Raw genomic sequence first — 12,518 nt, forward strand, 5'->3', positions numbered from 1 at the left:
CAAAAAAGAAAGCTGGCCACTTAATTAGTTGGCACAGCTTTCTTATATATATCTTGGATTACCAGAGCTTGAAACCTTTAGACCCTGGAGGTGCATTTTGAATCAAATCGATAAATGGAATTGTGTAAGCAAAAAGAATTAATAACACTGTAATTCCAAGCCATAGTTTCCAGTTTTCGAATACCATTGGAGCTTTTTCTTCAGGGTGAAGTGCTTCTCCAACTGGGAATTCTTGTTCACCTTTAGGTGCGAAGAATGCTAGATTGATAAAGATATAAAGCATTAATATAATCGCAATAAATAGGATTGAACCACCAACTGCTTGCGCGATTTGATAAGGAATCCATTCAGCTGCTTGGGCAGAACCACCATAATCAGAAAAAGCCGAACGGCGAGGTGCACCAAGAAGTCCTGCAGCATGCATCGCACCTGACATAAATGTCATTCCAATTGCCCAAAGGGACCCTTGGATCAATGCAAGCTTATTCATTTTCTTTGTTAATTTGCGGCCAGTTAAATGCGGCACTAACCAGAATGCAGCACCAAAGAAAGTAAGAACAACAGCAGTCGCCACCGTTAAGTGGAAGTGACCAGTTACCCAAATCGTGTTATGAATGACTTGGTTCATTTGGTGAGATGCGTTGACGATACCGCCAGCACCTGCTGGGATAAAGGCAACCATGCCGATGAATGGAACTGTGAAGCGAGCATCTCCCCATGGAAGCTTCTTCAACCAACCAAATAGTCCTTTTGCACCCTTTGAACGTCCAAAAGTTTCGAACGAAGCAAATAAAGAGAATGCAGTCATTAAAGATGGAATAACAACAGCAAATGTTAGTACAACCTGTAGGAATTTCCAAGCAGCATCAATTCCAGGTTCTAATAATTGATGGTGGAATCCTACTGGGATTGAGAACAATAAGAATAAGATAAATGACATTCTTGCCAATGAATCTGAGAATATTTTTCCACCAATGATTTTTGGAATGATTGCATACCATACCATATAGGCTGGCAATAACCAGAAATATACTAATGGGTGACCGAAGTACCAGAATAACGTACGGCTTACTGCTACGTTAACCGTATCGACCCAACCTAATGACCAAGGTAATAATTGAATTAACACAGTTGCTGCAACCCCAATCGTAGCAACAATCCACATTAACGTATTAACAAGAGCCATGAAGGTCAACAAAGGACTCTGTTGTCCTGGATTCGCTCTTCGCCACTCTGCATACTTCATAATAATCGCAGCACCGACAGTCCAACTTCCTACGACAACCAGTGTTAACCCTAGGTAAAAGATAAAATGCGCTTGTAATGGAGCATAGAAGGTATATAAAACGGATGCTTTGTTTAATAAAATCATAACTGCAGCAGCAATTGTACCGATCGTCATAATCCAAAAACCAATCCAACCTACAGTCCTTTGCTTATCTGTAAAAGTACCCGCCGTTTTACTTACGACTGAAAGCTGAAAGCCCATAATAAAAAATGTAGTTAATACAAGTCCTAAAACAACACCGTGTACAGTTAATATTTGATAATAGCCAATTCCAGCAGGTAATTGAAATTTACCTGAACGAACTAATACTTGTAAGAGACCAGCAAGGCCACCGACTAAAAGAGCGATAAAAGCTACATATAAATGAGCCATTGCTAGCTTGCCATCACGAGGATCCACTTTAGATTTCAATGGAGATTTTATCATTGTTATTCCACCACCTTAATTTTCGACATCATCATGTGGTGACCTGCTCCACAATATTCATTACATAAAATTAAGTATTCACCTGTTTTATCGAAGGTTGTAATATGTTCGCTAATATAACCAGGTTCTACCATCATATTAATATTTGTTCCAGCTACTTCGAAGCCGTGAATAACATCCTTTGAGGTTGCGATAACTTTCACCTTAGCTCCAAGAGGAACTTCAACATCTCCAGGTGTATAAGCAAAAGCTTGGGCAACAAACACTAATTCATAATCCCAATCTTTTCCTTCCACCTTCTTTAAACCAGGCTCATTAAATGGGGCAGTTGTATCTACCTTTTCCGGATCAATTACTGTTAAACAGCTAGGTGGTTGATTTCCAGCATAGAAGGCACTCACTCCTACAACGGATAGGAATACAATCAGTGTTGTTATTCCGAAAATCAGCCAAATTTTTTCATACTTATGCACATGCATGGCTTATATTCCCCTTTCTAAAAACGATCTAAATATAAGAAGTAAACGCCGATCCAAAGAACAATAATGAAAAAGCCGACGAAGAAAACAGAAGCTAACGTTCCCTTTAGAGAAGAGCTATCTTCAATTTCAGTTTTTGTTTTACTCTTCAATTCCGCTTTTGCCATAACACTCACTCCTTTCGGAAAAATAGAGAATGTAATAATTACATTTTCATCATACTAGACAATTTTGGAGAATCCATATGGTTCAAAGGATTTCACAAATTGTTCAATATCTGATAATTACTATGTTAGTAGTGGAAACTTATTTTAACAGTGATTTATGTCACAAAATCATTTGGTAAAATGTGAACTTTCTGTGAAAAAAATAAAGGGCCTATAGAAGGCTATTGTTTAAGTAGCGTTCCATAGGTCCTGTTAAGGATTTTTTATATCGTCGTCGGTTAAAATACATCTTCTGCAAATACTGTAGCCGGCTCGTTTCGGTTTCTGTTTATCGAAATAGTTTAATAGCTCTTGTGTAATCGCAAATCTTCCAAGCCAATATTCGCTGTACTCGGTGCTATTTGATGCATGATTGGCGATATCATGCTCTTCTTTAATTCTTTTTATTAAATTTGTTAGAGTAGTATAACTGTCTTGCAATGAATGCTCACTCCTACATTCTTGTGTAGAGTGATTCTAACATGTATTTCTATCCCTCAGTATGATATATATCACTGAGAATTTATTATTCTAATAAAATCTTTTAAAACGGCTCATAAAATAATGTATGATTTCAGTCACATCTACGTAGATATTTCAATATAATGGAATATTAATCAAAATTCTCTTCGTAAACAAAATTGTAGAAGAGACTAAAAAACAACTGCAGTTGATTTTTAAAAGATACCTTAAACCGAAGCGTTTCGAAAAAGCATAAGCCAAGTAAAGTAGACTTAATGAAAAATTTGATAAAGAGAGTGGAGTTATTAATGGAAAAATATTATTGTGATCATTGCAGAATTTTATATGATGCAGCTGACGTGTGTACAGCCTGCGGCGGTAACGTATCGAATAAAATTTGGATTGAAGTACAAACCCAATCAAACTCAAATGAAATAACACCAGATTCATAGGTGTTATTTTTTGTATTTTAGAAAGGCTCTTTTCGCAGACATTGTTTATTTTCTTTCGAAAAAAACTTGTTGCTTTTGAATCGTAGTTTGGCATACAAATCCCCTATTGTACCTTAAAAAACATATGAGAGAAGCGAAAAGTGCCGTGCAAAAATAATGTGTGACTCTAAACCCAGTAGGAAGTGTAAATGTCGGCCTTTGGACATTTACGGAGAAAACCACAATCATTGCGAAAACAGCGTTTCGAAACATATAATCAAATTTCTTTTCTATTTTTCAAGAATTTGTTATGTTGTGTGTAATTACATAATTTTACTTCAAAGGGTGGTTTACATGTATTTACCGTCATTTCGTTTAGAAAACAAGAAAGCCATTGTAACTGGAGCAGGGAGAGGGATTGGACGAGCCTTAGCGATTGGCTTAGCTGAAGCAGGAGCGGATGTTGCTTTATTATCAAGAACAATAGAGGATTTAGAGGACACGGCAAAATACGTCCGAGAGTTTGGAAGAGAAGCACTTGTCCTTCCAACGAATGTAACGAATAGGGAAGATATTCAGAAGAGCCTCCAAATGATAGTAGAGAAGTGGGGAACGATCGACATCCTCATCAACAACGCTGGCATGAATATTCGTTCAAAAGCGTTAGATGTTACGGATGAAGAATGGAACACGATTATGGACACGAATTTAAAGTCTGCATTTATGATGTCCCAAGAAGTAGGGAAAATCATGAAAGAGACAGCAACAAATGGTAAAATCATTTCTGTTTCATCAGTAGCTGGTACGGTGGCATTAAGAACTGGGGTTGTTTATGCAGCTACAAAGGCGGCTATGATTCAAATGACGAAGGTTCTTGCGATGGAATGGGGGCCATATAACATTAATGTCAATTCCATTGGACCATGGTACTTTAAAACCCCGTTAACAGAAAAGCTTCTAGCTGATCCAGATTACTTGAGTGATATTTTATCCGTTACCCCTTTAAATCGAGTTGGTGAATTACCTGAGCTAGTCGGACCGGCCGTCTTTTTGGCGTCAGACGCGGGGAACTATGTAACAGGTCAAACGTTATTTGTAGATGGCGGTATGACGATAAAAGGTTTTTAATACGAAGACATAAGAAAAAGCAGGTACTATGTGAAGTGACCTCCAATAGTTAGATTTTAAGTGTCTAACAATTGGGGTGCAGTACAGATCCCTGCTTTTTCTCTTAACTTAATTCTACGGCTAAAATAATGTCTAAAACGCCTACATTTGCAATATTTATAGGAAGGCGAAATGCCCGATTAAATCCAAATACTTTTGTTTGCCCTACCAGAACCGTTGGGGGAGTAATATCCATTTCAAATCCTTGTTGAAAGATAAAAGTCGATAAATTTCCGGCGATCATATTTCCTAATTCACCAGCAAAGGATTCAAGCATCTCTCCCTCAAGGACCATGCCGAACATACCTTCACCAATCTTTCCAAATACAGCTTCTTCAGCATCGATAATGACTCTACCTCTTACATCACCAGTCATACCAATGAGCACGCCAATAGAATGCTGAGTAAATGATTGAGTAAACAAAGATGGTTTGTCCACAGTTACTTCAAATGGGAGAACTCCTTTAACTGATTCGATCGTCCCATTTAAAATGTCAGTCACACTTTTAGTTAAAGTCACTAATCTTTCCTCCGTTGTTTGATTAACCATAATATTAACATAATTTTAAAGCTATGGAAGCAATAAAATGGTTAAAAATCCGTTTGATTTTAACAATGTAAAAAGAAATAGGTAAAAAGTAATAAATAAATGGAAAAGTTTGATTGGTGATTGTCTTCGAAAATCGATTTATAATAAAAGAGCACAACAAACCTTCAAAACGATTGCTTCCTTCATATTCTGAGGGAAGTTTTTTTTATGCCAGTATAATGTTAGATGAAATGGAAAAAATAACCTTATCTATAAAACGAAGGAGAGTCCCTTCATGCCTGCAATTGTTTCGATCTCAGAAGTACATCCCCCCAATAAAATTGGTCAGCAGGAAGTGCTGGAGTTTTCTAGGAAGCTATTTTCATCTACTTTTAAGGATATTGAACGATTATTAAAGGTTTTTCAAAGTGCTCAAATCAAAGAGCGGTATTTCGTCAAAGGACTCGATTGGTTTGAAACTGACAAATCATTTGAAGAGAAAAATGATACATACATTCAGAATGCTGTAGAGCTCGGGAGTGAAGCAATTGAGAAGTGTTTGAGTAGCGAGCACTTTTTAAAGAAACAAATTCCTTACGAAGAGGTTGATGCCATTTTTACGATTTCCAGCACTGGCATTGCTACACCAAGTATTGAAGCGAGAATCATGAATGTTCTACCACTATCCCCGCATCTAAAAAGAGTTCCCATTTGGGGATTAGGTTGTGCTGGTGGTGCCTCTGGTTTATCGAGAGCATATGACTATTGCTTGGCCCATCCGAAAGCAAAGGTATTAATATTAGCAATCGAATTTTGCAGTTTAACTTTTCAACGAAATGATCATTCAAAAAGTAATCTAATCGGTTCTTCTTTATTTGCCGATGGCGTGGCCTGTGCTTTGATGGTTGGGGATGAGGTGGAAAGAGAGGAATGGCAAAAGCTTTCCTCTGTTCCTGCTGTGCTTGAAACACAATCTACAACCTTGAAAAATTCCCTCGACGTGATGGGATGGACAGTGAAGAACGATGGATTATTTGTTGTGTTCTCCAAGGATATTCCGACGATTATTGAACAAGAGCTAAAGCCCGCGGTGATGAAGTTTCTTGAGAATCGCGAGTTGGAAATGTCCAGTATTCAGCATTTTATTGCCCATCCAGGTGGAAAAAAGGTGTTAGATGCCTACTTGAATTCGTTGAATCTATCAGAGGACAAGACACAAATATCCGCTGATGTTTTAAGAAAGTTTGGCAATATGTCTTCCGTAACCATTCTCTACGTATTAAAAAGGTTCATGGAAATTGGGGCTCGTGGAGAATTAGGATTGGCAACAGCATTAGGACCAGGGTTTAGCTCAGAATTACTCCTCCTAAGGTGGATATAATGTTAACATGGTTGATCGTCATCATCATACTGCAACGACTCATTGAATTAATTATTGCGAGGAAAAACGAAGTGTGGATGAAGAGCCAAGGTGGGGTTGAAGTTGGACAATCACACTATCGATACATGGTTATCCTGCATATTTGTTTTTTTATTTCCTTACTATTTGAAGTGTTCTTGTTTAACAGAACTAGTTCCTCTGCTTTGCCCATTTTATTAATTGGCTTTATCTTTACTCAAATAGGAAGAGTGTGGGTGATTTTATCCTTAGGGCGGTATTGGAACACGAAAATTATTGTACTTCCACAAGCGAATGTGGTTAAAAAGGGTCCATATCAATTTTTAAAACATCCGAATTATGTCATTGTCTCATTAGAATTAATCATTATTCCACTCATGTTCCAAGCGTATTTTACTGCTGTTCTATTTACTTTGTTAAATATCCTTATTCTTTCTATACGAATACCAGCAGAAGAAAAGGCGCTATTAGAATTAACGGAATATGGCGAAGTTTTTTCTAAACAGAAACGATTTCTACCTTCCTTTTCAAAAAGAGTTTGAACATTTTGTTACATCCTATTGAAAATGATTATCATTCGTGCTATATTATTGAATATGAATATTATTCTCAATTAGCTTGTATCGGAATTTAAAAAATGCAAAGGGTGTGTTACATATGGTATCGATTTTTATTATCTCAACCATTGCAGTTTATACATTTGTTATGAAATACGTACTTAATCATGTTGGAAAACCATCAACTGTTCAATCAAAATAAATTAAACTCTTAACCAGATCGTAATCGGTCTGGTTATTTTTTTATGCTCTTTTCTTAATCTTTGTTGCTTTTGCGACTTAATCATATATATAAGGAAAGTTCTAATATCAATACTCAAATTAATTAGAAAAGAGCTTACACACAAATAAAGAGCACAATCTATCTAGTTCTACGTTAAAATCGGTTTTAAGATTTTAACATCAATCTCAACGAAGTTAGACTTTTTTGTGAAAATTTATGAAAAATCAGTTAAAATAGATATGTTTAAGACGAACTGACAAGGGGTTAAAGAAATGATTGATACGGCTTCACAGCATGAGATTAAAGCATTGAGAACGAAAATAGCAGAGCTGTACAGTTTGTTTATCGGGAATGGGGATACCGAAACAGCTGATAAAGCAAAGCAGTTATTTACAAAACTACAAAATCAAGAATATGGGATCGCCTTTTGTGGGCATTTTTCTGCTGGAAAATCTAGCATGATTAATAAAATCATTGGTGAGAACTTACTTCCGTCAAGTCCGATTCCGACGAGTGCCAATCTGGTCAGGATTAAGACGGGAGAGGAATATGCAAAGGTTATTTTTAAAGAGGGGAACCCAAGACTTTATCCAGCACCATATAATTATGAAAAGGTAAAGTCCTACTGCAAGGATGGCGATTCGATCCAAACGATCGAGATTAGCCATCAATCTGATAAATTGCCACCCAACGCTTGTATTATGGACACACCTGGAATAGATTCCACAGATGATGCCCATCGTATCGCGACAGAATCGGCACTGCATTTAGCAGATTTAGTCTTTTACGTGATGGATTATAATCATGTTCAGTCTGAATTAAATTTCCTTTTCACAAAGGAGTTAACTGAGGCTGGAAAAGATGTGTACTTAGTTATTAATCAAATTGATAAACATAGAGATGAAGAGTTAAGCTTTCAGGATTTTAAGAAGAGTGTTAAGGAGTCTTTTGCTGCATGGGGGGTACAACCTGCAGAAATATTCTATACTTCCTTGAAAGCAGAAGGACACGTACATAATGAATTTTCAAAGCTAAGACAGTTTATTCAAGGAAAATTAGAAGAGCGGGATGCACTTTTACCTATATCAGTAGCTCATTCATTAAATAAACTCACAGAGGAGCACCAACGCTTTTTAAAAGAGAAGGATCAAGAAAGTCTTGAAAAATGTGAAGAGAAACTCGCAGAGATACCTGGTGACTCTCAAGAACTCCTACCAACCAAAGTAAAGGAGGTTGAAAAGGAGTTAACCAAGCTCGCTACTGTTAAGAAAACGAAGGAAAAGGACTTTGAAAATGGGTTTGAGGATATCTTAAAAAGTGCCTATTTAATGCCGTTTGAGACTCGAGTACTGGCTGAAGGATTCCTAGAGTCTGCTCAAAGTAATTTTAAAGTCGGCCTTTTCTTTTCAAAGCAAAAGACTGAGCAAGAGAAACAAGATAGGCTTGAACGATTCTTAATCGATTTTCAAGATAAAGTAAATTCACAGCTTACCTGGCATATTAAAGAATTTCTAAATAAAATCATAAAAACGGAAGAAATCCAAGATCCAGCAATTTTAAGCAAAGTCCAAGGCTTAACGATTTTAATAACAAAGGAAATGCTTGAGAGTGTATTGAAGCCAGGGGCACAAGTGTCAGGTGACTATGTCCTGAACTATACCTCGGATGTAGCTGAAGTAGCAAAAAGAGCAGCAAGGAAAGAGATAACACCGATTAAGGATAGTTATCTCGCTGTTGTAGATGCGAATTCAGAGGAAGAACGGGGAAGGTTGGAAAAAGAGAAGCTTCAGCTAGACTCACTTCTTCAAGCTTGGGAAATGAAGCAAGAAATTTTAGAATTTCAAACTGGTAACTTGATTCGGATGGAACAGGTACTTACAGGCCATTTTGAACCATCATTCCATGCCAATGCATTAGAAGATCTCGTATCCGAAAATAATAATTTAGAAATCGTGCATGAGTCAGACTTAGAGAATGAAACAACCGAAAAGGATGTTCCGCATTTCAAAGTTACTTTAGATGCTCCAAATAAACGAGTAGAGAATAGTCAGGATAAAGTGACCTCTGTCGTGAAGAAATTGCAGCATTCAGCAGGAAAGTTGCAGCAGATACCTGGATTTAAGAAAATCTCATCTCTTTTAAGTGAAAAGGCCGAGCGATTAGAAAAACGAGGTTTTACGGTAGCGTTATTTGGTGCTTTTAGTGCTGGAAAATCATCATTTGCGAATAGTTTAATTGGTGAAAAACTGTTGCCCGTTTCCCCAAATCCAACAACGGCGGCGATCAATAAAATAATGCCGGTTGATTCGGAGAATCAGCATGGTCTAGTTAAAGTGCAACTTAAGACAGATGAGGTTTTATTAGCGGATGTAAAACGCTCCCTATCTGTCTTCGACGTGCAAGTAGATAACTTTGATCAAGCTCTTAACCAAATCAAAACAGTCATTGAGAAGTTATCAAATTTTGATGCCCATGAAAAGACACATATCTCTTTCTTAAATGCCTTTTATAAAGGGTTTGAGACTTATCGGCACCAGCTGGGAGAAATCATTCAAACCGACTTAGTTGAATTTAAAGATTTTGTCGCAAACGAAGAGAAGTCCTGTTTGGTGGAGCTGATTGAGGTCCATTATGATTGTGAGCTTACTCGAAAAGGTATTACTCTAGTGGATACTCCCGGAGCGGATTCGATTAATGCTCGTCATACAGGAGTTGCCTTTGATTATATCAAAAATTCTGATGCGATTCTTTTTGTCACTTATTACAATCATGCTTTTTCGAAGGCCGATCGCGAATTCCTCATTCAGCTCGGACGTGTAAAAGACACATTTGAGATGGATAAAATGTTCTTCGTCGTCAATGCGGTTGATTTAGCGAATAATGAAACTGAAAAAGGTGAAGTACTTGGATATGTCCACGACCAACTTGTCCAATATGGAATTAGAAAGCCGAGTCTTTTCCCAATTTCTAGCATGCTGGCTATTAAGGAAAAGCTAGAAGGGGCTACAGAACATCGATCTGGAATTTCACAGTTTGAGGAAAGCTTTTATTCCTTTATCACTCATGATTTAACCGATATATCAATTAATTCTGCGATGCTTGAATGGGAAAGAGCGATTGAGCAATTAAGAAGCTTCATTCATTCTGCGAATGAGGATAACGAGCAAAAGCAAGCAAAAGTGCAACAATTAAAAACAGAACAAGCAGAAATAAAGAAGTTGATCCAAGAGCAGAATCCGGATATCCTCCTTCAGCGATTAAATCAAGAGATAGAAGAATTAACGTATTATATTAAGCATAGAGTGTTCTTACGCTTTAACGACTTTTTCAAGGAAGCTTTCAATCCTTCTGTTTTGCGGGATGATGGAAGAAATCTTAAGAAGGTTTTAGAGCATTCATTAGATGAGTTTCTACATGATTTTGGTTTTGATTTTGCTCAAGAGTTTCGAGCGACTTCATTACGAATCGAAGTGTTTATTTGGAAGCTCATGCATGAATTACATCAATTGATCACTAAATCTCTTTCTAGAGTAAATCAAGATCTTTCCTTTAGTGAGGGGCAGCTTGGAAAGATGGATGAATTAAGTTTTGCAAATGAATTGGCCAAAATAGATAAGAATATATTTAAAAAGGTATTAACTCTTTTTAAGAATCCAAAATCCTTTTTTGAAAAAAATGAAAAACGTCTCATGCATGATGCTCTTAATGAAACCTTGCAGACTCCGACTGAAGCGTACATGAACGCTGAAAGGGAAAAACTGCTGGCCCATTATGATAGGGAATTAAACAAACATTTTGATACACTTCTTAACCTCTTACTGGAGGAAGCAGAGGAATATTATCAAGGGTTGTTTGCAACTCTAAGTAATGAAATTCCAGTAGAACAGTTAGTGGAATTGGAGAAAGAGCTCGTAAATGACTAAAAGGCTAAAGGATTTGAAAAATGAAAGAATGGTTGCAGGATTGTGAGTCAAAATGGAATATTGATATCCTTTTTGCATGCGATGCTGGAAGCCGTGCATGGGGACTGGATTCCTCCGAGTCTGATCAGGATTTGCGATTCATTTATAAACATAGGAATATTCGTTCCTATCTTTCTTTAAGCAAGCCTATGGAAGTCATCGATTTAAGTCACCCTGTGGATGCACATGGATGGGATATTTTCAAGGCTTTTCAACTCGCTGCAAAATCAAATCCTAGTTTGTACGAATGGGCTTTTTCCCCCATTATTTATGAAGATAAGCGAGGCTTTTCAACAAAGCTACGGCAAATGATAGTCGAGAATTATTCTCCATTTTCAGTTGCGATGCACTATCTAAGCTTAGTGAATAGAAATTTGAAAGATGTTATTGGAAAAGAAAACTTTGGGACAAGACAACAAAAACAGCTAATCCAAATTGTAAGATCCATCCTTATCATCCAAAAGATTATTAGGCATGGTGCCATAAGTAGTCCTTTCTTTAAAATCGAGAAAGAACCTCAGGAGATCTGGCTGCGTTATTATTTTTTATTAGGAGAAGCAAAAAAACAAGTGAGGCTACTCCCACATGAAGTGTTAAGTGAGATGATCTTTCAGCTAGAAAAAGAGAAGCTAAGATTAGAAACTCGCTGTCAGGAGCTTAACAGGGGAGAGACCTTTAAGGAAAAGCTAGACATATGGCTATGGGCATTATTAGACATATAGGGATTAAGATGAAGTATGAGTAGTTCCTCTTAATTGACTATCAGGCATACCAACAAATTATAGAGTTGGTATGCTTTTTTTTCGTTGCATATTTAATAGATGAAAAGTGGAATTTTTTTGATTTAGTGAAGTTGTCCAATAACCATTTATTAATGATTTCATAGACTAGATAGTAAATAACAACCTGTTTCCCTATTCTATTATGGTGGAGAAATGGGAGGAATTTAAGGAGGAGAATTCATGGCAAAAAATGTTAATTCGGCAAAGATTAAGATTGACTTTGAAGAAGAAGTTATGTTAGATGAAAATGCAACTTTCGAAGAAGCAAGACAGTTATTCCTTGATTCATTATTCCAAGAAGGGGTAGGGGAAGTAAAAATTAAGGTCGTGTTCGTAGACGGTGAAGAAGTGGAGCTTGAGGTTGGGCAACAATCTTCTGATGATGACGATGATGAAGTTGGAGCCATAGCCGTAGCCGATGAAGAAGATGGAGAAGATGATAACGCCGACGTAGATGACGATGACGATGACGATGAAGAAGATGATGACGACGAAGATGATGAAGATGACGACGAAGATGAAGACGAAGACGAAGACGATGAAAATGGTGAAGCCGAAAACGTAGAAGATGGGGAAGCAGAAGAAGATTAGATGAAGCTGAAAGCGT

At 37.1% G+C, this 12,518-nt stretch carries 10 protein-coding genes; 6 read left to right on the plus strand and 4 right to left on the minus strand.

Features of this window, described 5'->3' with window-relative positions; genetic code table 11:
• Positions 1-58: 58 nt before the first annotated feature.
• Genes FAR12_RS13405 through FAR12_RS13415 form a run of 3 tightly spaced genes read right to left on the minus strand, consistent with a single transcriptional unit; the run spans position 59 to position 2,360 of the window.
• A complete protein-coding gene (locus tag FAR12_RS13405) occupies positions 59-1,660 on the minus strand; it encodes a b(o/a)3-type cytochrome-c oxidase subunit 1 (RefSeq protein WP_425456180.1) in 1,602 nt (533 codons plus the stop codon).
• A gap of 56 nt (positions 1,661-1,716) precedes the next feature.
• A complete protein-coding gene (locus FAR12_RS13410) occupies positions 1,717-2,193 on the minus strand; it encodes a cytochrome c oxidase subunit II (protein WP_126409163.1) in 477 nt (158 codons plus the stop codon).
• A 17-nt stretch (positions 2,194-2,210) separates the two neighbouring features.
• The gene (locus FAR12_RS13415) at positions 2,211-2,360 is read right to left on the minus strand and encodes a cytochrome c oxidase subunit 2A (RefSeq protein ID WP_126409164.1); all 150 of its coding nucleotides are present in this window, start codon (positions 2,358-2,360) and stop codon (positions 2,211-2,213) included.
• A gap of 1,286 nt (positions 2,361-3,646) precedes the next feature.
• Between FAR12_RS13415 and FAR12_RS13420 the strand changes: the two genes are divergently transcribed.
• Positions 3,647-4,420 carry an SDR family NAD(P)-dependent oxidoreductase gene (locus FAR12_RS13420; RefSeq protein WP_126409165.1) on the plus strand — a complete coding sequence of 258 codons (774 nt, stop codon included), beginning with the start codon at positions 3,647-3,649 and terminating at the stop codon, positions 4,418-4,420.
• Between the two features lie 103 nt (positions 4,421-4,523).
• Here the strand turns inward: FAR12_RS13420 and FAR12_RS13425 are convergent, their stop codons facing one another.
• On the minus strand, positions 4,524-4,979 hold the full coding sequence (locus tag FAR12_RS13425) for a chemotaxis protein CheX (RefSeq protein WP_126409166.1): 456 nt from the start codon (positions 4,977-4,979) through the stop codon (positions 4,524-4,526).
• Positions 4,980-5,283: 304 nt separating this feature from the next.
• Between FAR12_RS13425 and FAR12_RS13430 the strand changes: the two genes are divergently transcribed.
• The 5 genes from FAR12_RS13430 to FAR12_RS13450 all read left to right on the plus strand — a co-directional run bounded on the left by FAR12_RS13430 (position 5,284) and on the right by FAR12_RS13450 (position 12,502).
• A complete protein-coding gene (locus tag FAR12_RS13430; protein ID WP_126409167.1) occupies positions 5,284-6,369 on the plus strand; it encodes a type III polyketide synthase in 1,086 nt (361 codons plus the stop codon).
• Complete coding sequence (locus FAR12_RS13435) at positions 6,369-6,929, plus strand: isoprenylcysteine carboxyl methyltransferase family protein (RefSeq protein WP_126409168.1); 561 nt, start codon at positions 6,369-6,371, stop codon at positions 6,927-6,929. The genes FAR12_RS13430 and FAR12_RS13435 overlap by 1 nt, the downstream gene beginning before the upstream one ends.
• A 510-nt stretch (positions 6,930-7,439) precedes the next feature.
• The gene (locus tag FAR12_RS13440) at positions 7,440-11,090 is read left to right on the plus strand and encodes a dynamin family protein (RefSeq protein WP_126409169.1); all 3,651 of its coding nucleotides are present in this window, start codon (positions 7,440-7,442) and stop codon (positions 11,088-11,090) included.
• Between the two features lie 20 nt (positions 11,091-11,110).
• A complete protein-coding gene (locus FAR12_RS13445; RefSeq protein WP_126409170.1) occupies positions 11,111-11,851 on the plus strand; it encodes a nucleotidyltransferase domain-containing protein in 741 nt (246 codons plus the stop codon).
• A gap of 240 nt (positions 11,852-12,091) precedes the next feature.
• Positions 12,092-12,502 carry a hypothetical protein gene (locus FAR12_RS13450; protein ID WP_126409171.1) on the plus strand — a complete coding sequence of 137 codons (411 nt, stop codon included), beginning with the start codon at positions 12,092-12,094 and terminating at the stop codon, positions 12,500-12,502.
• The last annotated feature ends 16 nt before the right edge of the window (positions 12,503-12,518 follow it).

Origin of the sequence: Bacillus yapensis, from assembly GCF_005280205.1 — a bacterium.
Taxonomy (GTDB): domain Bacteria; phylum Bacillota; class Bacilli; order Bacillales; family Cytobacillaceae; genus Robertmurraya; species Robertmurraya yapensis.

What these genes read in the sequence shown, in the direction of transcription:
- FAR12_RS13445 (WP_126409170.1), top strand. Translation starts at nt 11,111, where the DNA reads ATGAAAGAATGGTTGCAGGATTGTGAGTCAAAATGGAATATTGATATC.
- FAR12_RS13440 (WP_126409169.1), top strand. Translation starts at nt 7,440, where the DNA reads ATGATTGATACGGCTTCACAGCATGAGATTAAAGCATTGAGAACGAAA.
- FAR12_RS13415 (WP_126409164.1), bottom strand. Translation starts at nt 2,360, where the DNA reads ATGGCAAAAGCGGAATTGAAGAGTAAAACAAAAACTGAAATTGAAGAT.
- FAR12_RS13405 (WP_425456180.1), bottom strand. Translation starts at nt 1,660, where the DNA reads ATGGCTCATTTATATGTAGCTTTTATCGCTCTTTTAGTCGGTGGCCTT.
- FAR12_RS13420 (WP_126409165.1), top strand. Translation starts at nt 3,647, where the DNA reads ATGTATTTACCGTCATTTCGTTTAGAAAACAAGAAAGCCATTGTAACT.
- FAR12_RS13430 (WP_126409167.1), top strand. Translation starts at nt 5,284, where the DNA reads ATGCCTGCAATTGTTTCGATCTCAGAAGTACATCCCCCCAATAAAATT.
- FAR12_RS13410 (WP_126409163.1), bottom strand. Translation starts at nt 2,193, where the DNA reads ATGCATGTGCATAAGTATGAAAAAATTTGGCTGATTTTCGGAATAACA.
- FAR12_RS13435 (WP_126409168.1), top strand. Translation starts at nt 6,369, where the DNA reads ATGTTAACATGGTTGATCGTCATCATCATACTGCAACGACTCATTGAA.
- FAR12_RS13450 (WP_126409171.1), top strand. Translation starts at nt 12,092, where the DNA reads ATGGCAAAAAATGTTAATTCGGCAAAGATTAAGATTGACTTTGAAGAA.